Raw genomic sequence first — 21,978 nt, 5'->3', positions numbered from 1 at the left:
AGTGTGAGCTGGCTGCCTTCTTGCTCAAGGTAAGAGATTGATCGATGAAAAATTATCCCACCATTGAAGATACCGTTGGCCAAACCCCCTTGGTGCGCTTGCAGCGTATCCCCGGCGAGTTTGGGCAGGCACGCGGTAATGTCTTGCTGGCCAAACTGGAAGGCAATAATCCCGCCGGTTCGGTGAAAGACCGTGCAGCCAGCTCCATGATTCAAGAGGCCGAGCGCCGCGGTGACATCAAGCCGGGAGACACCTTGATCGAGGCTACCAGCGGCAATACGGGTATTGCCTTGGCCATGATCGCCGCCGTGCGTGGCTACAAAATGATTTTGATCATGCCCGACAATCTGTCGCTGGAGCGTCGCGCTTCCATGACCGCTTACGGTGCCAAGCTGATTCTGACACCAGCAGATCAAGGCGGCATGGAGTATGCCCGAGATCTGGCCATGAAGATGCAGGCCGAAGGGCAGGGCAAGGTGCTGGATCAGTTTGCCAATATGGACAACCCGGCAGCTCACGTACACAGCACTGGCCCGGAAATCTGGCAGCAGACCGACGGCCAGGTCACTCACTTTGTCAGCGCCATGGGGACGACCGGCACCATCATGGGTGTAGGTAATTACTTGCGCAGCCAGAACAGTGGCATTGTGGTGGTGGGTGCACAGCCTGCGCCCGGTGCGCAGATTGCTGGTATTCGTAAATGGCCTGAGGCGTATCTGCCCAAGATTTACGATCCGTCCAAAGTGGATATGTTCGAGGAAATTGGTCAGCAAGAGGCCGAGATCATGACGCGTCGTATGGCCGCGGAAGAAGGGATCTGTGCTGGTATTTCTTCGGGTGGGGCACTGGTTGCCGCCATGCGCGTTGCTCAGCGCGTAGAAAACGCCACGATCGTTTTTATTGTGTGCGACCGTGGCGACCGCTACTTGTCTACCGGTATCTTTAATTAATTAGGGTCGCCATAGCCCATTTGTTTAGCCAGTTCGGAGGCCAGATCTGCCACCGAGCTGGCATAAAAATAACTGCGGTTGTAATGGGTAATGGCAAAGAAGTTGGGCGTACCCAGGCGATATTCTGTCGTGTTGCGCGGTTCGTCCACCAGGTTCACGACGCCTAGTTGAGCCTGCTGCCAGGGGCCGGTATTCTGGCTCTGGCCTTTTACGCTGGCTCCGGCCGCTTGCAACTGTGTCCAGTTCAGTTTGGGGTAGATGCCGCCATCGACCATGCCTTTATTGGCATTGCTAAGCTGGGCCGGGGCAAAGACTGGCAGGCCTGGCTCCCAGCCATGGGCGCGCAGGAAGTTGGCAATCGAGGCCATTGCATCAGTCGGATTATTGCGCAGGTCGATTCGACCATCGCCGTCGCCGTCTACTGCATACCGTATCAGGCTACCTGGCATGAATTGGGACATACCCATCGCACCAGCAAACGAGCCCTGAACAATACGTGCATCCAGTTCCCCTTGATAGTGCAGCTCGATCAGGTCAGCCAGTTGATCGCGAAATAATTGGCCGCGTTCGGGGCGGCTGTCATCCGGGTACGCAAAGCCCAGGGTAAACAAGGCATCCAGTACCTTGAAGTCCCCCATGATTTTGCCGTAGACAGTTTCCACTCCCAGAATCGACACAATAATAGACGGGGGGACACCGTAGGTCTGGGAGATCTGGTCCAGGGCAAGACGGTGTTTTTGCCAGAACTGGACGCCACCCTGAATACGGGCAGGGTCCACATTGCGCTGCTTGTACGTGACCCAACTGCGCTTGATACGACCTTTTGTAGGGCGCATTAATTTGGCAGCGGTCTCGTTATATTGAGCTTGCTGCAAAATATCGGTGACCAGATCCAATGGAATCTTGCGTGCACTTGCCACTTCTTGGGCATAGGCCGCAATGTCATCGTTTAATTCACCGTTTAATTTAAAAAATTGTGTCCGTCCGGAGCGAGATTCACCGGCCTGAATGGACACCGGCTCGTCCAAAGCCTTGATGGCGACGATCGTTGGTTTTTTTGAAGAGGCTTGGGAAGCCGCGTCTTTACTGGGTTTGGAGTCCAAGGCCGGGGCTTGGGTGGTGGTTGTGGCGCAGCCGGCAGTGCTCAGCGCGATCAGTACTGCTTGCAAAATTCGAGTGGGTCTGAACATAATCCATCCTCATGGAGACACTATATTTTATCCATCCATCGTGCCATTTGCATGAGATGGGTCGATGGCATCCGGAAAGTCCGCAGCGACTCGATGCCATAAACGATCAACTGCTATCCAGCGGTCTGGCATCCTATCTGGCCCAGCGGCAAGCTCGGCTGGCGACGGATGAGGATATCCTGCGGGTGCATGATGCTGCTTATCTGCAAAAGCTCAAAGAGCAATTGCCCAAGCAGGGGTATTTCAATATCGATCCTGACACCCTGATGAATCCCCATACCCTGGAAGCGGCCTATGCCGCTGCCGGGGCGGGTCTGGATGCGGTCGATGGCGTCATGAACGAGGGAGCGACCGGTGCTTTTTGTGCAGTGCGGCCCCCCGGACATCATGCCGAACGGGCTCGGGCGATGGGGTTTTGTTTTTTCAACAATATCGCGGTGGCCGTGGCCTATGCGATGGAAAAATATGATCTCAAGCGCGTGTTGATCGTCGATTTTGACGTGCATCACGGCAATGGGACCGAACAGATTTTTGCCGGTGACGAGCGGGTTCTGATGTGCAGTTTCTTTCAGTCCCCGTTTTTTCCTGATTCCTTTCAGGACCCGGCGGCGCAAAACATGGTAAATATACCGGTTGAGGCTTACACCAAGTCTGCGCAGATTATCGATCTGTTCAAACAGCTTTGTTTGCCCCGCATAGAGGCGTTTGCCCCTGAAATGGTCTTTTTCTCGGCAGGCTTTGATGCTCACCGCGAAGACGAGATGGGACAGTTAAGCCTGGTGGAAGCCGATTATGCGGAATTGACCGAGATGGTGGTTCAAGCCTGTGCGCCTAGTGCCGGACAACGTCTGGTCAGTATGTTGGAAGGGGGGTACGATCCCTCGTCCCTGGGACGCAGCGTGGTGGCCCACATCAGGGCCCTTGCCGGGCTTTAGGCAAGTGGCTCCGGGCTTTGGAATTCTTCTAAAGCCTTATTTCAACAGAACAATTTTTATTTAAGACTGCACTGGAGAACATTACATGAAGGTGTTAGTACCCGTGAAACGCGTAGTTGACTATAACGTCAAGGTGCGCGTGAAATCTGACCAAACCGGGGTGGACATTGCCAATGTGAAAATGTCCATGAACCCCTTTGACGAAATCGCTGTCGAAGAGGCTACTCGCCTCAAAGAAAGCGGTGCAGCCACTGAAGTGATCGCGCTTTCTTGCGGCGTTGCACAAAGCCAGGAAACGCTGCGCACGGCCTTGGCCATTGGTGCGGATCGGGCCACCCTGGTGCAAACCGACGCAGAATTGCAGCCTTTGGCCGTGGCCAAGCTGATCAAGGCCGTGGTGGACAAAGAGCAGCCTCAGCTCGTGATCCTGGGCAAACAAGCGATTGATGACGATGCCAACCAAACCGGCCAGATGCTGGCTGCGCTGCTGGACTGGCCACAAGCCACCTTTGCCAGCAAGGTTGAAGTCTCGGGCGACAGCGTGTCGGTTACCCGTGAAGTGGATGGCGGCCTGGAAACATTGAAACTGAGCCTGCCCGCAGTGATCACGACTGACCTGCGCTTGAATGAGCCTCGTTACGTGACCCTGCCCAACATCATGAAGGCCAAGAAAAAGCCCTTGGAAACCCTGACTCCTGAAGAGCTGGGCATTGATGTGGCTCCCCGTATCAAAACGCTGAAAGTGACAGAGCCCCCAGCTCGTGCCGCTGGCATCATGGTGCCCGACGTAGCGACACTGGTCGAGAAACTGAAGAACGAAGCGAAGGTGATTTAAATGGCTATCCTTGTTATTGCCGAGCACGATAATCAGCAGCTCAAGGCTGCAACGCTCAACGCTCTGGCTGCCGCTCAGAAAATCGGCGGTGATGTGCATGTTCTGGTCGCAGGTAACCAGGCTGCTGGCGTGGCCCAGGCGGCTGCCAAAGCCCAGGGTGTCAGCAAAGTACTGTTGGCTGATGGCCCAGCACTGGCTGAGGGTCTGGCTGAAAACGTGGCCGCTCAAGTGCTGGCCATTGCATCCGGCTACAGCCACATCCTGTTCCCCGCTACCGCTTCGGGCAAGAACATTGCTCCTCGCGTTGCGGCCAAGCTGGATGTTGCCCAACTGTCGGACATTTTGTCCGTTGAGTCGGCTGACACCTTCACCCGTCCTATTTATGCCGGTAACGCGGTGGCAACGGTTCAGTCCAGCGATGCCGTTAAAGTGATCACCGTGCGTACTACCGCGTTTGACGCTGTGGCCGCTGAAGGTGGTAGTGCTGCGGTTGAAGAACTGAGCGCTGTGGCTGATTCGGGCCGTTCGACTTTTGTCAGCCGTGAAGTGGCCAAGAGCGACCGTCCAGAACTGGCCGGTGCAGGTGTCGTGGTTTCCGGTGGCCGCGGTATGGGCAGTGCCGAAAACTTCAAGTTGCTGGACGGTCTGGCAGACAAGCTGGGTGCGGCACTGGGCGCTTCGCGTGCGGCTGTTGACGCTGGCTATGCGCCGAACGACTGGCAGGTGGGGCAGACAGGCAAGATCGTGGCTCCTCAGTTGTACGTAGCCGTCGGTATCTCCGGTGCCATTCAGCACTTGGCTGGCATGAAAGATTCCAAAGTGATTGTTGCTATCAATAAAGATCCAGAAGCGCCTATTTTTGGCGTGGCCGACTACGGTCTGGTTGCGGATCTGTTTGAAGCCGTGCCTGAGTTAGAAAAAGCGCTCTAAGCGCCAATCGGCCTGCTGGGGTTTCTCCAGCAGGCTTTTTTTCAGTACGTATATATCCTGGGGGGCCTGATTGTGGCTTCGGTCCTTTTTGTTTCTGTGTAGGAGTGTTCATGACGTATCGTGTACCCACCCAAGACATCCGCTTTGCACTTACAGAGCTGGCTGATCTACCTGGTGTGCTGGAATTGCCTGGCTTTGAGGATTTCTCGGCCGAGTTGATCGATGCCATTATTGATGAGAACGCCCGCTTCGTTGAGCAGGAAGTAGCACCTTTGAACCGCGCCGGTGATCAGAATGGCGCCAAGTGGAATGACGGTGTGGTCACCACCACACCCGGCTTTAAAAAAGCCTTTGAAGAATTTGCAAAAGCCGGTTGGCAAGGCTTGCAACACGAAGCCGAGCTGGGTGGCCAAGGCCTGCCCAAGCTGATTGGTGCTGTGGCATGTGAGAACATCAATGCCGCCAACCTGGCTTTTTCCCTGTGTCCTTTGCTGACCGACGGCGTGATCGAAGCCGTGTCCATGGTCGGCTCGGACGAGCAGAAAGAACGTTTCCTGCCGCCTTTGATGGAAGGTCGCTGGACCGGCACCATGAACCTGACCGAGCCTCAGGCCGGTTCGGATCTGGCCCAGGTTGCCAGCCGTGCCGTTCCTCAGGATGACGGCAGCTACCGTATCAGCGGTCAAAAGATTTTCATCACCTACGGTGAGCACGATATGGCCGAGAACATCGTTCATCTGGTGCTGGCCCGCACGCCTGATGCGCCTGCCGGTGTGAAGGGTATCTCGCTGTTCATCGTGCCCAAGTTCATGGTCAAGGACGATGGCTCTCTGGGTGAGCGTAACGATGTCTGGTGTGCGTCGCTGGAGCACAAGCTGGGCATTCACGGCAGCCCAACTGCTGTGCTGCTGTACGGCTCGGGCAAGGGCGATGTAGGCGAGGGCGCTGTTGGTTACCTGGTCGGCAAGGAAAACGAAGGCCTGAAGTACATGTTCATCATGATGAACGCAGCCCGTTACGCTGTGGGCGTGCAGGGTATTGCTGTGGCTGAACGTGCTTTGCAACAAGCGGTTGAATACGCGAACGACCGTGTGCAGGGTGCTCCCCTGACGGGCGGTAAAGCCGTTTCCATCGCCCATCACCCTGATGTGCAGCGCATGCTGGTTCAAATGCGTGCCCTGACTGAAGGCTCCCGTGCGCTGGCTTACTTTGCCGCCGGTGTAAATGACAAGGCACGTCACAGCGCAGACGAAAATGCTCGCAAGCGTTATCAGGCTCTGTATGAGTTCCTGGTGCCTGTGGTCAAGGGTTTCAGCACTGAAATGTCCCTGGAAGTGACTTCCCTGGGCGTGCAGGTGCATGGTGGTATGGGCTTTATCGAAGAAACGGGCGCCGCTCAGCACTACCGTGACTCTCGCATTCTGCCTATCTACGAAGGCACCACAGCGATTCAGGCCAACGACTTTATCGGTCGCAAGGTGCTGCGTGATGCAGGTGCTGTGATCCAGGGTCTGGCTCCAGAGCTGGGTGCAACCGTTGCCAAGCTGCGTGAACGCGCTGCTCAAGGCGGTGAGCACAAAGCTGCATTGAGCTTGATCGCTGATCGCCTGGAAGCAGGTGTGAAGAGCGTGGAACGTGCGGCCATGTTCACCTTGATGAACGCTCAGAAAGACCTGTCCGCGGTATTCCTGGGCAGCGTGCCATTCCTGATGCTGTCCGGTTACGTGCTGACGGGTTGGCAAATGGCTCGTGCTGCTTTGGCTGCAGAAAAAGCATTGAGCGAAGGCAATCAGGATCCATTCCTGCGCCGCAAGCTGTCGACCAGCGTGTTCTTTGCCAGCCACTTGCTGCCACGTGCCGGTGCCTTGGCTCAGTCTGTGGCGGATGGTGTGGAGCTGACTCCTTACCTGTCGACTGAACTGCTGTAAGTCGACAAGCCGCAAGGCATAAAGGCCCGCGCCGCCTCTTTGGCTGCCGGGCCTTTTTTGGGTATATTAATATAGCTTTTAATTATTTGAAACGCACTCTTTATACTGACAAAATCATCTGACTAGTCCTGATTATTTAAGTCAGTGATCTCCTAATCGCTGCTGCATTTAGAAAAGAGGAACGTAATGGCTACACTTCGTCTGGGTGACCTGGCCCCTGATTTTGAACAAAAATCCTCCGCTGGCACCATCAAGTTTCACGAGTTCTTGGGTAATAGCTGGGGCGTCTTGTTCTCCCACCCAGCCGATTTCACGCCTGTGTGCACCACCGAACTGGGCTACACCGCCAAACTGGCGGACGAGTTCGCCAAGCGCGGCGTAAAAGTCATTGCCGTTTCGGTTGACGATGTTGATTCCCACGGCAAGTGGATTGATGACATCAACGAAACCCAAAAGACCACTGTTAACTTCCCTATCCTGGCTGACGCTGACCGCAAGGTGTCGGATCTGTACGATATGATCCACCCCAACGCCAGCACCACCGTGACTGTGCGTTCGGTGTTCATCATCGACCCTGCCAAGAAAGTGCGTCTGATCATTACGTACCCAGCCAGCACGGGCCGTAACTTCAACGAAATTCTGCGCGTGATCGATTCCCTGCAACTGACTGACAGCCACAGCGTGGCTACGCCAGTGAACTGGGAAGACGGCGACGACGTGATCATCGTTCCTAGCCTGAAAGATCCTGAAGTTCTGAAGCAGAAATTCCCCAAAGGCTTTACCGAGATCCGTCCTTACCTGCGTGTGACGCCTCAGCCTAACAAGTAAGCATTAGCTGGGCCTTCGGGTTCAGATAAAAAGCCCTCCTGCCATAGTGGCACGAGGGCTTTTTTGTGGGTGTTATGGGGAGCGTGGCTGTACAGAACTACTGTATAAAGTACTGGGTGAATATGACTGTTTAGCCCCGACAATGATTCGGGAAGGCATGGCCGGTTGGGTGGGGAGTTGGCTGTGAATGGCGTCAGGACTGGGTTTCAGCCTGTCAGTGGGGTGGGCGCAACATCACTGCAGGTACTGATTGCACTAGATGCTGGTTTTAAGTACAGTACTGTATAAGAAAACAGTAAACGGAGTTAACCATGACCAGTCCAAGCCGCCATTACCGTCCTCAAGCCACACCACGTTTTCGTGGGCCAGTACGTTCTGCTGCGACATCGGGTCCGTTCACCAAACCCCTGACCTTGAAGGCCAAAGTCATGGATGTGTGTTTGGTTGCTGTGTGGGGTGCCAGCATTCCTGGCTTGTTGTGGCTGGGCAGCATGGGCGGGTTCTGAACCGGCACTGCAACGCTGCCCTTCAGAGGGCGATCAGGGCACCAGTTGTGTCCATTCGTTCGATAGGAAGCGGTCCCGTGCCAGTTTCTCGGCCCGTTCCAATGTAGGGGCATCCAGTGTGCTGGGTTTCAGTGCCGTTTTCTTGCGGAATACGTCCAGCATGGCGTCAATGACTGCTTCGCGGCTCATGCCGGTTTGGCTACGGATAGGGTCCACACGTTTCTTGGCACTGGTTGTGCCTTTGTCCGACAGCTTTTCCTTGCCGATGCGCAGGACTTCCAGCATTTTGTCGGCATCAATGTCGTAGGCCATGGTCACATGGTGCAAAACGGCATTGCCGCGACGTGCTTGTGCAGCACCACCAATTTTGCCTCCGGCACTGGTAATGTCGTTCAAGGGCTGATACCACGCATCAATACCGATTTCACGCAGGGCTTCAATCACCCAGGAATCCAGAAACTCATAGGACTCCTGAAACGTCATGCCTGCTACAAACTGCTTGGGCACGCTGAGCGAATAGGTAATGGTGTTGCCTGGCTCAATAAACATGGCGCCACCGCCACTGATGCGGCGTACGACTCGAATACCATGATGGGCAGCCGCATCGGCTTCAATCTCGTTACGCAAGGACTGGAAACGTCCAATCACTACCGCGGCTTCCTGCCATTCCCAGATACGCAGGGTGGGGGCGCGGGTGCCTTCGCTGACTTCTTGGGTGATAATTTCATCCAGTGCCATATGCAGGGCAGCCGGTTGTGGCTCCATATGGACCAGTTCCCAGGGCAACTCGTTCCAGCTCATCATGCCAATGCCCTCCGCACGACCACGCCAATGGCTTGCGGGTCCAGGCCAAACATTTCGGTATCGGCAGGCAGGGCACGGCTTACGTGAGCAGCAATTTCTTCAGCACTGCTATTGACGGACAGGCCTAACAAGGCCTGATTGATCAGGCCTAGCGCTTCGGGGGGTTCCAGAAAAAAGTCGCCGCTTAATCGTGCTTGTTCGATCAGATTGTCTTTGACGTCCAGATCGACCACGACCAGCTTGCCGCCAGGAACTTTGTATTCAGCATGCATAGACTATGTCCTTTTGCTAAGGTCGGCCCCCATGGGAGGAACGGGGGCGGGCGGCACGAGTAAAATGTCACTCGCACTGCGTTTAATGCTGGGGCACCATGCCCAAAGTGTCGTATTTTAGCGTAGTTAAACGCCCTTGAACGACGCCTTGATCTGTCAAAAAGCTTGGTAATTCCTGCTTTTTGCTGATAGAATCATGGGCTAATCATTTTTTCATCCTCTGTCAGCGCTGTTTTAATTGTGTGTGCGGCTGATACGATGGTTTTGGAGTTAATCGTGGATTTGATCGCTATTCTTGAGCAAGAAGAAATCCAGCGCCTGACCGGTGGCAAACTGCCTCCCGAGTTCGGTCCTGGTGACACCGTTGTTGTGAACGTAAACGTGGTTGAAGGTACGCGTAAGCGTGTCCAGGCTTACGAAGGCGTGGTTATCGGCCGTCGCAATCGTGGTCTGAACTCTTCTTTCATCGTTCGCAAGATTTCTTCTGGCGAAGCTGTTGAGCGTACATTCCAGCTTTATTCCCCGCAGATCTCCAGCATCGAAGTCAAGCGTCGTGGCGCTGTGCGTCGTGCTAAACTGTACTATCTGCGCGAACGCTCGGGTAAAGCCGCTCGCATCAAAGAAAAACTCGTTCGTCGTTCGGGTAACTAATTCCCAAGCGAACAGCGATGCAAAGGCACCCAGGCGGGTGCCTTTGTTTTTATGTGGGATCACATACCAGTTCATATGGATAAGCCTCGTATCAGGCCCGTTATCGTTCCTGGATTCGACCCTCGCAGCCAGCCCTTGGTTGCTCTAGACCCCTTGCCTGATTTGCCTGCTCAGGCCCAGCAACTGGATTTTCTGCGTAGTGCTTTTGCTCAGCCCATACAGTGGCAGGTAGAGCCTTTGTTTCGCAGCTCCTTTTATCCAGAGTTTTTGCCTGGTTCCATGAATGTGCGCTCCGCCGTCTGTATTGGCGTGATGCAGCGCCCGGAAGGGCCAACTGTTATTTTCACGCGCCGGGCCATGCACCTGCATAATCATGCCGGGCAGATCAGTTTTCCGGGTGGTCGTATTGAAGCCTCAGACCTGGGGCCGGTAGAGGCTGCCTTGCGCGAAACGCAGGAAGAAATCGGCATCGAGCCGCGCTTTGTGCGTTATCTGGGCCAGCATCCTATTTTTGTGACCAGCACTCAGTTTGCGATGCGCCCCATTATTGGCGAACTGCAAGAAGGTTTTCAGGTGCTGCCCGATAGCTCTGAAGTGGCCGAGGTTTTCGAGGTACCACTGTCTGTCTTGCTGGACCCGCAGCGCCATCAATTGCACCACGCGGATTTGCCCGATGGGGCAGGCCGCTACTACTTTTCTATCCCCTGGGGCCCCTACTTTATCTGGGGTGCCACAGCGGTCTTGATTCGCAATCTCTACCACCACCTGTCGGCTGCCTGGGTGCAGTTGTCTGCGGGTGGAGATACACGCGCCAAGGGCCTGTAAACAGGCCTGTCAGGCGAGCGCTCTGGCAGCGGACCTAGCCTTCACAAAAAAGGGGCGTTCTGCTTCGCCCCTTATTCTCTTAATAGCGTGGCTTGTTTTCGTGCTCGGCCAGCAGGCGCTGGTATAGCGCGTGTCGCTCGGGGTGAATGCTGCCTGCTTCGATAGCTGCCAGTACACCGCAGCCCGGCTCATGCCTGTGGGTGCAGTTATAAAAGCGGCAGGATTCCACCGCCTTTCGAAAATCGGGGAAGCCGTGGGCAATATCTTCCTGTGTCATATGCGACAGGCCAAAGGCTTGAAAGCCGGGGCTGTCGATCAGGTCGCCGCTATTGGGCAAGTGGTACAGGCGGGTGCTGGTGGTGGTGTGCCGACCGGCTCCGAGTGCAATGGAGTATTCCTGGGTCAGTGCACCTGCATCCGGGACTAGGGCATTGAGCAGCGTAGATTTACCCATGCCACTTTGCCCTAGCAACAAGGTGCGTTTGTTGGCCAGCCAAGGTGCCAGGGTTTGACGGGTCTGTTCGGGCTCCAGTGCGACCATTTCCAGAATAGGTACACCCAGAGCGGCAATAGGGGCCAGCTTCTTGCGTGCTCGTTCCAGATGGGTGCCCAGATCGGCCTTGTTCAAGATAATGACCGGTTCAATATCCACGCTCCAGGCTGCTACCAGGGCACGCCCCAGCAAGTCTTCGGAGTAGGCTGGTTCCGGCGCGACCACAATCAGAAGCTGGTCGATATTGGCAGCAAACTGTTTGGTGCGGAAATCGTCAGAGCGATACAGCAGATTGCGCCGTTCCTGTACCGATTCAATAGAGCCTTCCCCCTTGGCCTGCATCAGCACATCGACCTGATCGCCAACGGCGATGCCTGCTTTTTTGCCGCGTGGAAAGCACTTGATCGTTTCTCCGTCAGGCAGCTCGACAAAGTAGTGGCGACCGTGGGCGGCAGTCACAAGACCGCTAATGTATTTTGATGTCATGCCAGGCTTTTCAGGTGTCGGATGCGATCAATCGCGTTGGGGTGGCTGTCGTAAAAGGCAGAATGCATGGGGTCGGGCGTCAAGGTAGCTGCGTTGTCGTTATAGAGTTTCAGTAGGGCGCTGATCAAGTCCTGGGCTTGGCTGTGCTCGGCCGCAAAGCTGTCCGCCTGATATTCGTCACGGCGTGACAGCAGGGCGCTCAAGGGGCCCATCCAGAAAGTGAAGGTGGGCACCACCATGAAGAACAGAATCAGGGCCAGGGCATCATTGGCGTGATCCAGTTGAGGAATCACACCCAGGCCCGTATAAAAGTCGACGTGCCCCCAGGCCCAGCCTGCCAGCAGGAAAAAGATCAGCGAGGTGACAACGCTGATCAGCAGTCGACGTTGAATATGGCGATGCTTGAAGTGGCCCAGTTCATGGGCCAATACGGCTTCCACTTCCTCAGGCTGCAGCTTGTTCAGCAAGGTATCAAAAAAAACGATCCGTTTTTGGCGGCCCAGGCCGGTGAAGTAGGCGTTGCCGTGAGCCGAGCGGCGCGAGCCGTCCATCACGTACAAGCCATTGGTCTGAAAACCGCAGCGTTGGGCCAGAGCATTAATGCGGTCACGCAAGCTGGCGTCGTCCAGCGGCTTGAACGTGTTGAAGAGGGGGGCGATGACGCGTGGGTACAGCCACAGCACCAGCAAATTGAACACCAGCCACAAGCCCCAGCCATACCAGGGCCAGGCAGGACCTGCCCAGGCCATCAGGCTAAGCAGGGCAGCGCACAAGGGCGTGCCCAGAATCAGCACGATGATCAAGGTTTTGGCGGTGTCTGCAAAAAACAGGGCGGGTTTCATGCGGTTAAAGCCAAAACGGGCTTCCAGCACAAACTTGCGATACCAGGCAAAGGGCAGGCCAACCACCCCCATAATCGCCAGCACGGCACCAATCAGGCTCAGTTGACGCAGTAACTCGTGGCTGATCCAGTTGCTCAGGACGATATCCAGCCATTCCAGGCCGCCCAACAGCGTAAAGCCCAGCAAGACAATGGCTTCGACCAGGCGTTCGCTTAAGCCCAATCGGGTGCGTGCAATGGTGTAGCGCGCTGCACGCTGGTGGCTATGCAGGCCAATGCGTTCGGAAAACTCGGCAGGTACTTCGTTCTGATGACGGTACACGTGCCGGATCTGCCGCAGGCCTAAATAAAAGCGCAGCAAAACATCCGCAAGCAGAAAGATAATGAACAACAAGGTCAGCATGTAGGCAGCTATATGTAAAATGGGCGTTTTGAGGAATGATTATATGGCGGTTCATACACAGCGTCTGGTCTGGCTCGATATGGAGATGACGGGACTGGATCCGGACAAAGAGCGCATCATCGAAGTTGCGGTTGTAGTCACAGAGGCAGACTTGACCCTGGTGGCCGAAGGTCCGGTTCTGGTGGTTCATCAAAGCAATCAATTGCTCGACGGCATGGATGCCTGGAATAAAGGGACGCATGGCCGCAGTGGCCTGATCGACAAGGTCAAAGCGTCCACCCTGACCGAAGCGCAGGCCGAGGACCAGTTGCTGGAGTTCCTGAAAGAACACGTTCCGGCTGGCAAGTCCCCTTTGTGTGGCAACACCATCAGCCAGGATCGTCGTTTCATGTACCGCTACATGCCTCGTCTGGAGGCCTTCTTCCACTATCGCAATCTGGATGTCAGCACCTTGAAAGAGCTGGCTTTGCGTTGGAAGCCTGAAGTGGTTAAAAGTTTCGTCAAACAAAGCCGCCACGAGGCTTTGGCTGATATTTACGAGTCCATTGACGAGCTGAAGCACTACCGCGAGCACTTTATCCGCCTGTAAACGGAGAGGGGGGCAAGGCGGATGTTGCGTTGGCCCAGGCATGGTCTGCGACCTGTCTGCAGCCCTTGAGCAAAGACGCATTGGCAGGATCAAAACCGAGGATAGCGATTTGTCGCTCCTCGGTTTTTTTATGTCTAAGTATTTACCCTTAAAGCATCTGTTCTGAGGCCATATGATACGGTTTTGCGATTGACATCACATTTTTCGTATTAAATAATGAAGTGTATATGGTTTGCGTCGAAACAAAGTTTGTTTGGCGCTTTCTGCACTCTTACCGGGGATGGTCATGTATGCACAACTTGTAGAGACAGGCGTCAAGCAGGTCCAGGATATCGAGCAGATGTCCGACGAAGAACGTCGGTTCCAAGAGCGCATCGATGAGGGTGTCCGCATCGAAGCCAGGGACTGGATGCCCGAAGCCTATCGCAAAACCTTGGTGCGCCAGATCTCTCAGCACGCGCACTCCGAGATCGTCGGGATGCTGCCTGAAGGCAACTGGATTACCCGCGCACCCTCGCTCAAGCGCAAAGCCATTTTGATGGCCAAGGTGCAGGACGAGGCCGGTCACGGTCTGTATCTGTACAGCGCTGCTGAAACACTGGGCGTAGGCCGTGACAAGCTGGTCGACGACCTGCTGTCGGGCAAAGCCAAGTACTCCAGCATTTTTAATTACCCTACGCTGAACTGGGCCGATATTGGCATGGTTGGCTGGCTGGTCGACGGTTCAGCCATCATCAACCAGATTCCGCTGTGCCGTTGTTCTTACGGCCCTTACGCCCGTGCCATGGTGCGCGTGTGTAAAGAAGAGTCCTTCCACCAGCGCCAGGGTTACGACCTGTTGATCCAGATGTGCCTGCACGGCACACCAGAGCAAAAGGCCATGGTTCAGGATTCCATTAACCGCTGGTGGTGGCCTGCCTTGATGATGTTCGGTCCTTCGGACGCAGACTCCACCAATAGCGCCCAGTCCATGCAGTGGAAGATCAAGCTGTTCTCCAACGACGAGCTGCGCCAGAAGATGGTGGACCAGACCGTGCCTCAGGCCGAATACCTGGGCCTGACCATTCCTGATCCTGATCTGCGCTGGAACGAAGAGCGCGGTCACTACGACTTTGGCGAGATTGACTGGGAAGAATTCTGGGCAGTGATCAAGGGCAACGGTCCCTGTAATCGTGAGCGACTCCAGGCTCGAGTCCAGGCCCACGAGAACGGCGCCTGGTTCCGTGATGCCCTGGAGGCACATGCCCAAAAGCAGGAAGCCGTCCGCAAGGTGGCCTGATCAATAAGGCTAAGAAACCGGCACGGTTTCTGATTCGATCCGATTCGCAGCAGGCGCTTTGACCGCGCCGCTGCACAGCAAGGAATTTTCAGTTATGAGCAAGAACGATTGGCCCCTGTGGGAAATCTTTATTCGCAGCCAGCACGGCCTGGCCCACAAACACGTAGGCAGCCTGCACGCTCCGGACGCCGAAATGGCGATCAACAATGCCCGTGATGTCTACACCCGTCGTAACGAAGGCGTGAGCATCTGGGTTGTGCGTGCGGCAGATATCGCGGCGTCCAGCCCTGGCGACAAAGGCCCGCTGTTCGAGCCTTCCAACACCAAGGTCTATCGTCACCCTACGTTTTTCCCCATGCCTGACGGCATCAATATGTAGGAATCGGTATGGATAAAGCCTTATTTTCCTACGCCCTGCGCATGGGCGATTCCAACTTGGTGCTGGCTCAGCGTCTGGGTGAGTGGACGGGCCACGGTCCGGCACTGGAAGAAGAGCTGGCCTGTGCCAATACCGCACTGGACTTGCTGGGTCAGGCCCGCATGTGGCTGACACTGGCTGGCGAGACCGAAGGTCAGGGCCGTGACGAAGATCGTCTGGCTTATCACCGTGATGTGCACGAGTACACCAACTACCTGTTGGTCGAGCGTGAAAACGGTCATTACGGCGAAACCCTGGCACGTCAATTCCTGTTTGATGCCTGGCATTGCTTCTTGCTGGAGCAGTTGGTCGAATCCAGCGACGAGCAGATTCGTGCCATTGCTCAGAAAGGGCATAAAGAAGTGCTGTATCACCTGCGCCGCTCGACCGATCTGATCGTGCGTCTGGGCGACGGTACGCCAGAAAGCCATCAGCGCATGCAACAAGCGATTGATGAGGCCTGGTACTACACCGGCGAATTGTTCCTGGATGACGAAGTCACCGAGGAACTGGCCCAGCGTCAGGCCGTGCCCTTGATGGCCAGCCTGTGGGAGCCTTGCCTGGCTTACATTCAGTCTGTGCTGGAACGCGCCACCTTGCGTTGCCCGGCCGAGCAGGATGCTCAGCACAAAGCGTATCGCGGTGGCCCGCAAGGCCGTCACACGGAAGCGTTAGGGTTTCTGCTGGCAGAAATGCAGCATCTGCCACGTATGTACCCCGACGCTCGCTGGTGATCGTCATGACACAGACCTGGAGCACCGAGCAGGTCATGCACGTATTGGCTACGGTTCCCGATCCGGAGATCCCCGTGATCTCCTTGCTGGACCTGGGCATTGTGCGTGATGTGAACTGGGAGGAGGGCGTGTGTGTGGTCACCATCACACCGACCTACTCCGGTTGTCCGGCGATGTACGAGATGAGCCACTCCATTGAGCAGGCTTTGCAGCAGGCCGGTATCGAGCAGGTTCGGGTGGATACCAAGTTGTCTCCGGCCTGGACGACCGATTGGATGAGCGAGCAGGGCAAGCTGGCCTTGCGCGATTACGGCATCGCTCCTCCAGCCCAAAATGCGGTTGATATTTCTGGTTTGCTCCGTCAGCCCGAGGCGCCCGTGGTGGCCTGTCCTCAATGCGGGTCCACGCATACACGGGTGATCAGCCAGTTTGGCTCCACACCCTGTAAGGCGCTGTATCGCTGCATTAGCTGCGGTGAACCATTCGATTACTTTAAGGCGCATTAGTCCTATGAGTCAGTTTTATTCTCTTCCTGTGGCCTCGGTCTCCCGCAGCACCCGCGACGCCGTGGTGGTGGCCTTTACCGTGCCCGACGATTTGCAGGATGTGTTTCAGTTCCGCCCCGGTCAGTACCTGACCTTGCGTACCCATCTGGACGGCCAGGAACTGCGTCGCTCCTATTCGATCTGTGCGGCGCCGCACGACCGTTTGCTGCGTGTGGCGATCAAGCGTGTGAATGATGGTGCGTTCTCCACCTGGGCGAATAGCAATCTGGAGGCGGGAGCTTCCCTGGAAGTGATGCCACCGGATGGCAATTTCACTGTGGACTTTGATCCCAGCCAGGCTCACCGTTACGCTGCCTTTGCGGTGGGTAGCGGAATCACGCCGATTCTGTCGCTGGTGAAAACCGCGCTGGATACCGAGGCTAATTCCACTTTCACGCTGTTTTTCGGTAACCGTGCTTCCTCGGCCATCATGTTCCGCGAAGAGATCGAGGACCTGAAAAACACCTATATGGAACGTTTCTCCATCGTGTATATCATGAGCCGGGAAACGCAGGATATTGACCTCTTCAATGGTCGTCTGGATGGCGAAAAAGTACGCCAGTTGATGCAGCAATGGTTTGATCCCAGCAGTGTGGATGTGGCCTTTGTCTGCGGTCCCCAGGACATGAGCGAGCAGGTAGTCGCTGCCTTGCAGGAAAATGGCCTGGAAAAATCCCAGATCAAGTTCGAGCTGTTTGGTGCGCCTAAAGGCCCCCGTGCCCTGCGTACGGGCGAGGAGTCGCGCAAGGCTCCGGGCAAGGAAGAGTGCGAGCTGACCGTGATTCAGGACGGTATCACCCGCAACCTGACCATCAGCAAGAGCAACAGCAGTATTTTGGACGCGGCGCTGGAGCAAGGGCTGGAATTGCCTTACTCCTGTAAAGGTGGGGTTTGTTCCACCTGCCGTTGCAAAGTGGTAGAGGGCGAAGTGGACATGGACGCCAACTTTGCACTGGAAGATTACGAAGTAGCCCGCGGTTTCGTGCTCAGTTGTCAAAGCTTCCCGGTCACCGACCGGGTGGTCATTGACTTCGATCAGGAAACCTAAGACCGCAGCAAACAAGCGGTTTTTCAAGAATCTGGACGCCAGCTTCCCAGCTTGGCGTCCTACTAGTTTCAGGAGCACATTGTATGGCAGCAGATTTTTTCAAGACGCATCGGGCGACGCTGGATCAAGCTTTGAGCAGTATTCTGGAGCGCAACTTCTGGAGCGCTTACCCTGAAAATCCCAGCCCGCGCGCCTATGGTGAAACCGCGGCTCAGGATGGTCAGGCTGCTTTTGAAGCCTACCGTGGCAAGGCCTTTCCTTTGACGCTGGAAGGCGCACAAGGTGAAGTGGGCAATGAGCAATCGCCTTTTGGTTTTGATCTGGGCATCCGCTACCCCAAAGTGCCAGTGGACCAATTGCTGGCCCAGTCGCAACTGGCGCTGGATAGCTGGCGTGACGCGGGCCCACAAGCCTGGGTCGGTATCTGCCTGGAAATTCTGCATCGTCTGAATCAGCGCAGCTTCGAGATTGCGCACGCTGTGCAGCACACCACGGGTCAGGGCTTCATGATGGCTTTCCAGGCTGGTGGTCCTCACGCTCAGGAACGCGCACTGGAAGCCGTGGCCTACGCCTGGCAGGAAATGTCTCGCATTCCCGGTCTGGTTGACTGGATCAAGCCTCAGGGCAAGCACGATCCCATCCAGATGAAGAAGCAGTTCAAAGTGGTGCCCCGTGGCATTGGTCTGGTGATTGGTTGCTCCACCTTCCCGACCTGGAACGGTTACCCAGGCCTGTTTGCTTCCCTGGCAACCGGTAACACGGTAATTGTGAAGCCGCACCCTGGTGCAATCCTGCCTTTGGCTATTACCGTTGCTATCGCTCGCGAAGTGCTGGCTGAAGCCGGTTTCAATCCGAATGTGGTCTTGCTGGCCGCTCACGACCCTTCGGAAGATACCGCACAGCAACTGGCGATGAACAAGGCCGTCAAGCTGATCGACTTTACCGGCAGCAGCCAAAACGGTAACTGGCTGGAAGAAAATGCCCGCCACGCGTTGGTCTACACCGAAAAAGCCGGTGTGAACCAGGTCATTATTGATTCGGTTGAAGATTTCAAGGCCGTTGCCCGCAACCTGGCTTTCTCCTTTGCGCTGTACTCCGGCCAGATGTGTACCGCTCCTCAGAACATCTACGTGCCTCGTGACGGTATCCGTACGGCCGACGGCGTGATGAGCTTTGATGAAGTGGCTCAAGGCCTGGCTCTGGCTGTACAAAAACTGGTGTCTGACCCGGCCCGTGCCGTTGAAATTACCGGCGCCGTGCAAAACGACGCTTGCGCACAGCGTATTGATCAGGCTCGCCAACTGGGCATGCCTATCCTGGCTGACAGCCAGACGCTGGAACACCCCGCATTCCCCGGTGCCCGCGTACGCACACCGCTGGTTTTGCAGGCCCGTGTGGACCAGCCTGAAATCCAGCAAGAATGGTTTGGCCCCATCGTGTTTGTGGTGCAAACCGAGTCGACCGAGCAAAGCATTGAAGTGGCAGGTCGCAACGTGATCGAGCACGGCGCACTGACCTTGTCGGCTTACAGCACCGATGATGCTGTGACTGCCAAGATTCAGCGTATGGCCGAGCGTTCCGGCGTGTCCCTGTCCCTGAACCTGACCGGCGCTGTGTTCATTAACCAGACTGCAGCCTACAGCGACTTCCACGGCACGGGCGCCAACCCGGCTGCCAACGCATCCTTGTCGGATTCGGCCTATGTCGCTAACCGTTTCCGTGTCGTTCAGACTCGCTGGCATTTCTAAAGGAGGGTGGCCAGGTGACTGACCAAAGTATTCAATTTCAGCTAGAAAATGGCGTAGCACGCATTACCTTGAATCGTCCCGACAAGCTCAACAGCTTTACGGCCGATATGCACGGTGAGCTGGCTCAGGCGCTGGATAAAGTCGAACAGTGCGCGGATCTGCGCGTACTGATTCTGACGGGTAATGGCCGTGGTTTTTGCGCGGGTCAGGATTTGTCCGAGCGTCAGATGAGCGCCGGTGATGCTCCCGTGGATCTGGGTGGCACCATCGAAAAATACTACGCACCCCTGGTGCGTCGTCTGCGCGCGCTGGCGGCTCCCGTTGTAGTGGGTGTGAATGGTGTGGCCGCCGGTGCCGGGGCCAACCTGGCCTTGGCCGGTGACATCGTGATCGCCACTCGCTCGGCCAGCTTCATCCAGCCTTTCTGCCGTCTGGGCCTGCTGCCTGATACCGGCGGTACTTTCTTCTTGCCGCGTCTGGTGGGTACGGCACGCGCCATGGGTCTGTCTTTGCTGGGCGATAAGCTCTCGGCCGAGCAGGCGGCTCAGTGGGGCCTGATCTGGGAATGTGTCGACGATGACGCGTTCCAGGCTCGCCTGAACGAGCTGGCTGCCCATTTTGCGCAGGCGCCGACCAAAGGTCTGGCCTACGCCAAGAAAGCGATTTATGCCAGTGATGCCCATTCGCTTGATCAGCAGTTGGACCTGGAGCGCGATCTGATGCGTGAGCTGGGTGCATCCGAGGATTATCGCGAGGGTGTTAATGCATTCCTGGGCAAACGTGCCCCCCAATTCAAAGGAAAGTGATGCAAAGCAACGCACTTGCTGTTGAAGATCCACAAGTGCTGGCCCAACAGGTCAGCGAGCATATGTATGGCAATGACCAGGCATCCCAGGCTCTGGGCCTGAGCCTGGATACCGTGGCACCCGGTGCGGCCAATATGAGCATGACGGTCCGCGCCGACATGCTTAACGGCCACAAGACCTGTCACGGTGGTTTCATTTTTGCTTTGGCTGACAGCACGTTTGCGTTCGCCTGCAATTCTCGCAATGCACCGACCGTTGCTTCAGGTTGCACCATTGATTACCTGGCACCTGCCTTTGAAGGGGATGTCCTGACGGCTCGCGCTGTCGAGGCCTCCCTGGCAGGTCGCACTGGTGTGTATGACATCGAAGTGGTCAACCAGAACGACAAGCGTATTGCCTTGTTCCGTGGGCGCTCGTACCGGCTGAATGGCACGGTACTGGGCGGAATTGAGAAAAAATAACTTTTTGAAGATACATACCCTGTGGACCCGGGGGGGTCGGAAGTACCACACCAGCGGCAGGGCAGGAGTACACCATGACAGCAATTAAAGAACAGGTTGGCCGCGATGCCATCGAGCATGCAAGTGTTGACGAAATCCGTAACTTGCAACTGGAACGTCTGAAATGGACGTTGAAGCATGCTTACGACAATGTGCCGCATTACCGGCAGAAATTTGATGAAGCGGGCGTGCATCCCGATGATTTGAAGCAACTGTCGGATATTTCCAAGTTTCCCTTCACGACCAAGCAAGACTTGCGTGATAACTACCCCTTCAAGATGTTTGCGGTTCCCCGCGAACAGGTAGCACGCGTTCATGCTTCCAGCGGCACCACTGGTAAACCTACCGTGGTCGGTTACACCGCCAATGACATTTCCACCTGGGCCGATCTGTTTGCCCGCTCCATGTGGGCGGCCGGTGCTCGTCCTGGCGATATCGCCCACGTGGCTTACGGCTATGGCTTGTTCACGGGCGGTCTGGGTGCGCATTACGGTGCAGAGCGCCTGGGTTGTACCGTGGTCCCCATGTCCGGTGGTCAGACTGAAAAACAAGTTCAGTTGATTCAGGATTTCCGTCCCGACGTGATTCTGGTGACCCCTTCGTACTTCTGCAATATCGTGGAAGAGATCGAGCGCCAGGGCATGGACCCACGTGACACCTCCCTGCGCATCGGTATTTTTGGTGCCGAGCCCTGGACAGGCCAGATGCGTCTGGATATCGAGCAGCGTGCCGGTATCGATGCGGTAGATATTTACGGTCTGTCCGAAGTAATGGGCCCAGGCGTGGCCATGGAGTGTGTGGAAAGCAAGGACGGCCCAGTGGTCTGGGAAGACCATTTCTACCCCGAAATCATCAACCCTGAAACCGGCGAACCGGTGGCTGAGGGCGAAAGCGGTGAGCTGGTCTTCACCTCCTTGAGCAAAGAAGCCATGCCCGTCATTCGCTACCGCACTCGCGACCTGACGCAATTGTTGCCACCCACTTCGCGCAGCATGCGCCGCATCGGCAAGATTACTGGCCGCAGTGACGATATGCTGATTGTGCGTGGCGTGAACCTGTTCCCGACCCAGGTCGAAGAACTGGTTCTGAAAATGCCTGAGCTGGCCGCCCAATACCAATTGGTTCTGAGCCGTAACGGCAATATGGACGAGCTGGAAATTCTGGTGGAAGTGCGTGCCGAGTTCAATCATTTGAATGAAGCCCAGCGCGAGCAACTGGCTCGTCGCTTGACTCACTCTATCAAGACCTTTATCGGGGTCAGCGCACGTATCCGTGTGCAGTCCTCCGGCATGGTGGAGCGTACGGTGACAGGTAAAGCCAAACGTGTGATCGACAAACGCGCGTTCTGAACGTACCTGGCCTGAAGTAAAAAAACGGCTCTGCCCAGGCAGGGCCGTTTTTGTATTCGGCGCTCTCACGGTATCATTGCAAGCT

At 56.0% G+C, this 21,978-nt stretch carries 24 protein-coding genes; 19 read left to right on the top strand and 5 right to left on the bottom strand.

What is annotated here, in order from left to right; translation table 11 throughout:
- The first annotated feature begins 44 nt into the window (after positions 1–44).
- Complete coding sequence (gene cysM / locus OSH09_RS05895; RefSeq protein WP_207875203.1) at positions 45–950, top strand: cysteine synthase CysM; 906 nt, start codon at positions 45–47, stop codon at positions 948–950.
- On the opposite strand, the gene mltB is transcribed toward cysM, so the two are convergent.
- Positions 947–2,140 (bottom strand): lytic murein transglycosylase B, encoded by a 1,194-nt coding sequence (gene mltB, locus OSH09_RS05890; RefSeq protein ID WP_207875202.1) that lies wholly within the window; start codon positions 2,138–2,140, stop codon positions 947–949. The two genes, cysM and mltB, sit on opposite strands and share 4 nt — an antisense overlap.
- Positions 2,141–2,151: 11 nt before the next feature.
- Here mltB and OSH09_RS05885 point away from each other — a divergent pair, with 11 nt between their 5' ends.
- The 6 genes from OSH09_RS05885 to OSH09_RS05860 all read left to right on the top strand — a co-directional run bounded on the left by OSH09_RS05885 (position 2,152) and on the right by OSH09_RS05860 (position 8,102).
- A complete protein-coding gene (locus OSH09_RS05885; RefSeq protein WP_266120426.1) occupies positions 2,152–3,075 on the top strand; it encodes a histone deacetylase family protein in 924 nt (307 codons plus the stop codon).
- An 85-nt stretch (positions 3,076–3,160) separates the two neighbouring features.
- Positions 3,161–3,910, top strand: a complete 750-nt coding sequence (locus tag OSH09_RS05880) for an electron transfer flavoprotein subunit beta/FixA family protein (protein ID WP_009456000.1) — start codon at positions 3,161–3,163, stop codon at positions 3,908–3,910.
- Positions 3,911–4,840 (top strand): electron transfer flavoprotein subunit alpha/FixB family protein, encoded by a 930-nt coding sequence (locus tag OSH09_RS05875; RefSeq protein ID WP_207875200.1) that lies wholly within the window; start codon positions 3,911–3,913, stop codon positions 4,838–4,840.
- Positions 4,841–4,950: 110 nt separating this feature from the next.
- Positions 4,951–6,768 (top strand): acyl-CoA dehydrogenase, encoded by a 1,818-nt coding sequence (locus OSH09_RS05870; RefSeq protein WP_222667061.1) that lies wholly within the window; start codon positions 4,951–4,953, stop codon positions 6,766–6,768.
- Positions 6,769–6,954: 186 nt separating this feature from the next.
- Positions 6,955–7,596 carry a peroxiredoxin gene (locus tag OSH09_RS05865; RefSeq protein WP_207875198.1) on the top strand — a complete coding sequence of 214 codons (642 nt, stop codon included), beginning with the start codon at positions 6,955–6,957 and terminating at the stop codon, positions 7,594–7,596.
- 311 nt (positions 7,597–7,907) lie between these two features.
- On the top strand, positions 7,908–8,102 hold the full coding sequence (locus tag OSH09_RS05860) for a hypothetical protein (protein WP_207875197.1): 195 nt from the start codon (positions 7,908–7,910) through the stop codon (positions 8,100–8,102).
- A gap of 33 nt (positions 8,103–8,135) precedes the next feature.
- Here the strand turns inward: OSH09_RS05860 and OSH09_RS05855 are convergent, their stop codons facing one another.
- On the bottom strand, positions 8,136–8,912 hold the full coding sequence (locus tag OSH09_RS05855) for a lipoate--protein ligase family protein (RefSeq protein ID WP_376912139.1): 777 nt from the start codon (positions 8,910–8,912) through the stop codon (positions 8,136–8,138).
- A complete protein-coding gene (locus OSH09_RS05850) occupies positions 8,903–9,178 on the bottom strand; it encodes a biotin--protein ligase (RefSeq protein WP_207875195.1) in 276 nt (91 codons plus the stop codon). Before OSH09_RS05850 ends, OSH09_RS05855 begins: the two co-directional genes overlap by 10 nt.
- A 276-nt stretch (positions 9,179–9,454) precedes the next feature.
- Between OSH09_RS05850 and rplS the strand changes: the two genes are divergently transcribed.
- Together rplS and OSH09_RS05840 are read left to right on the top strand one after the other, a co-directional pair.
- On the top strand, positions 9,455–9,829 hold the full coding sequence (rplS, locus tag OSH09_RS05845; RefSeq protein ID WP_207875194.1) for a 50S ribosomal protein L19: 375 nt from the start codon (positions 9,455–9,457) through the stop codon (positions 9,827–9,829).
- 153 nt (positions 9,830–9,982) lie between these two features.
- Positions 9,983–10,654, top strand: coding sequence for an NUDIX hydrolase (locus tag OSH09_RS05840; RefSeq protein WP_266120552.1), 672 nt, complete (start codon positions 9,983–9,985; stop codon positions 10,652–10,654).
- Between the two features lie 79 nt (positions 10,655–10,733).
- Here the strand turns inward: OSH09_RS05840 and rsgA are convergent, their stop codons facing one another.
- Positions 10,734–11,633, bottom strand: a complete 900-nt coding sequence (rsgA, locus tag OSH09_RS05835; protein ID WP_207875193.1) for a ribosome small subunit-dependent GTPase A — start codon at positions 11,631–11,633, stop codon at positions 10,734–10,736.
- The gene (locus OSH09_RS05830; RefSeq protein WP_207875192.1) at positions 11,630–12,877 is read right to left on the bottom strand and encodes a M48 family metallopeptidase; all 1,248 of its coding nucleotides are present in this window, start codon (positions 12,875–12,877) and stop codon (positions 11,630–11,632) included. The genes rsgA and OSH09_RS05830 overlap by 4 nt, the downstream gene beginning before the upstream one ends.
- Before the next feature lie 43 nt (positions 12,878–12,920).
- Between OSH09_RS05830 and orn the strand changes: the two genes are divergently transcribed.
- The 10 genes from orn (at position 12,921) to paaK (ending at position 21,893) form a co-directional block, all read left to right on the top strand.
- Positions 12,921–13,466, top strand: a complete 546-nt coding sequence (gene orn, locus OSH09_RS05825; protein ID WP_207875191.1) for an oligoribonuclease — start codon at positions 12,921–12,923, stop codon at positions 13,464–13,466.
- A 286-nt stretch (positions 13,467–13,752) separates the two neighbouring features.
- Positions 13,753–14,745, top strand: a complete 993-nt coding sequence (gene paaA, locus OSH09_RS05820; RefSeq protein ID WP_207875190.1) for a 1,2-phenylacetyl-CoA epoxidase subunit PaaA — start codon at positions 13,753–13,755, stop codon at positions 14,743–14,745.
- A gap of 94 nt (positions 14,746–14,839) precedes the next feature.
- A complete protein-coding gene (gene paaB, locus OSH09_RS05815) occupies positions 14,840–15,124 on the top strand; it encodes a 1,2-phenylacetyl-CoA epoxidase subunit PaaB (protein WP_153230488.1) in 285 nt (94 codons plus the stop codon).
- Positions 15,125–15,132: 8 nt separating this feature from the next.
- The gene (gene paaC, locus OSH09_RS05810; RefSeq protein ID WP_207875189.1) at positions 15,133–15,897 is read left to right on the top strand and encodes a 1,2-phenylacetyl-CoA epoxidase subunit PaaC; all 765 of its coding nucleotides are present in this window, start codon (positions 15,133–15,135) and stop codon (positions 15,895–15,897) included.
- Positions 15,898–15,902: 5 nt separating this feature from the next.
- Positions 15,903–16,403, top strand: coding sequence for a 1,2-phenylacetyl-CoA epoxidase subunit PaaD (paaD, locus tag OSH09_RS05805; protein WP_121740148.1), 501 nt, complete (start codon positions 15,903–15,905; stop codon positions 16,401–16,403).
- A gap of 4 nt (positions 16,404–16,407) precedes the next feature.
- On the top strand, positions 16,408–17,490 hold the full coding sequence (gene paaE / locus OSH09_RS05800) for a 1,2-phenylacetyl-CoA epoxidase subunit PaaE (protein ID WP_207875188.1): 1,083 nt from the start codon (positions 16,408–16,410) through the stop codon (positions 17,488–17,490).
- A gap of 83 nt (positions 17,491–17,573) precedes the next feature.
- Complete coding sequence (gene paaN / locus OSH09_RS05795; protein WP_266120424.1) at positions 17,574–19,238, top strand: phenylacetic acid degradation protein PaaN; 1,665 nt, start codon at positions 17,574–17,576, stop codon at positions 19,236–19,238.
- 14 nt (positions 19,239–19,252) lie between these two features.
- On the top strand, positions 19,253–20,044 hold the full coding sequence (gene paaG / locus OSH09_RS05790) for a 2-(1,2-epoxy-1,2-dihydrophenyl)acetyl-CoA isomerase PaaG (protein ID WP_042481663.1): 792 nt from the start codon (positions 19,253–19,255) through the stop codon (positions 20,042–20,044).
- Positions 20,044–20,505 carry a hydroxyphenylacetyl-CoA thioesterase PaaI gene (paaI, locus tag OSH09_RS05785; RefSeq protein ID WP_266120423.1) on the top strand — a complete coding sequence of 154 codons (462 nt, stop codon included), beginning with the start codon at positions 20,044–20,046 and terminating at the stop codon, positions 20,503–20,505. Before paaG ends, paaI begins: the two co-directional genes overlap by 1 nt.
- Positions 20,506–20,579: 74 nt before the next feature.
- On the top strand, positions 20,580–21,893 hold the full coding sequence (gene paaK / locus OSH09_RS05780) for a phenylacetate--CoA ligase PaaK (RefSeq protein ID WP_207875185.1): 1,314 nt from the start codon (positions 20,580–20,582) through the stop codon (positions 21,891–21,893).
- Positions 21,894–21,978 lie beyond the last annotated feature (85 nt).

Origin of the sequence: Alcaligenes parafaecalis, from assembly GCF_026344135.1 — a bacterium.
Taxonomy (GTDB): Bacteria; Pseudomonadota; Gammaproteobacteria; order Burkholderiales; family Burkholderiaceae_B; genus Alcaligenes; species Alcaligenes parafaecalis.
This window is presented reverse-complemented; position numbering and strand designations above follow the sequence as displayed.

Coding starts and splice junctions, on each gene's coding strand:
- cysM (WP_207875203.1), top strand. CDS start 45: ATGAAAAATTATCCCACCATTGAAGATACCGTTGGCCAAACCCCCTTG.
- mltB (WP_207875202.1), bottom strand. CDS start 2,140: ATGTTCAGACCCACTCGAATTTTGCAAGCAGTACTGATCGCGCTGAGC.
- OSH09_RS05885 (WP_266120426.1), top strand. CDS start 2,152: ATGGAGACACTATATTTTATCCATCCATCGTGCCATTTGCATGAGATG.
- OSH09_RS05880 (WP_009456000.1), top strand. CDS start 3,161: ATGAAGGTGTTAGTACCCGTGAAACGCGTAGTTGACTATAACGTCAAG.
- OSH09_RS05875 (WP_207875200.1), top strand. CDS start 3,911: ATGGCTATCCTTGTTATTGCCGAGCACGATAATCAGCAGCTCAAGGCT.
- OSH09_RS05870 (WP_222667061.1), top strand. CDS start 4,951: ATGACGTATCGTGTACCCACCCAAGACATCCGCTTTGCACTTACAGAG.
- OSH09_RS05865 (WP_207875198.1), top strand. CDS start 6,955: ATGGCTACACTTCGTCTGGGTGACCTGGCCCCTGATTTTGAACAAAAA.
- OSH09_RS05860 (WP_207875197.1), top strand. CDS start 7,908: ATGACCAGTCCAAGCCGCCATTACCGTCCTCAAGCCACACCACGTTTT.
- OSH09_RS05850 (WP_207875195.1), bottom strand. CDS start 9,178: ATGCATGCTGAATACAAAGTTCCTGGCGGCAAGCTGGTCGTGGTCGAT.
- rsgA (WP_207875193.1), bottom strand. CDS start 11,633: ATGACATCAAAATACATTAGCGGTCTTGTGACTGCCGCCCACGGTCGC.
- OSH09_RS05830 (WP_207875192.1), bottom strand. CDS start 12,877: ATGCTGACCTTGTTGTTCATTATCTTTCTGCTTGCGGATGTTTTGCTG.
- orn (WP_207875191.1), top strand. CDS start 12,921: ATGGCGGTTCATACACAGCGTCTGGTCTGGCTCGATATGGAGATGACG.
- paaA (WP_207875190.1), top strand. CDS start 13,753: ATGTATGCACAACTTGTAGAGACAGGCGTCAAGCAGGTCCAGGATATC.
- paaB (WP_153230488.1), top strand. CDS start 14,840: ATGAGCAAGAACGATTGGCCCCTGTGGGAAATCTTTATTCGCAGCCAG.
- paaC (WP_207875189.1), top strand. CDS start 15,133: ATGGATAAAGCCTTATTTTCCTACGCCCTGCGCATGGGCGATTCCAAC.
- paaD (WP_121740148.1), top strand. CDS start 15,903: ATGACACAGACCTGGAGCACCGAGCAGGTCATGCACGTATTGGCTACG.
- paaE (WP_207875188.1), top strand. CDS start 16,408: ATGAGTCAGTTTTATTCTCTTCCTGTGGCCTCGGTCTCCCGCAGCACC.
- paaN (WP_266120424.1), top strand. CDS start 17,574: ATGGCAGCAGATTTTTTCAAGACGCATCGGGCGACGCTGGATCAAGCT.
- paaI (WP_266120423.1), top strand. CDS start 20,044: ATGCAAAGCAACGCACTTGCTGTTGAAGATCCACAAGTGCTGGCCCAA.
- paaK (WP_207875185.1), top strand. CDS start 20,580: ATGACAGCAATTAAAGAACAGGTTGGCCGCGATGCCATCGAGCATGCA.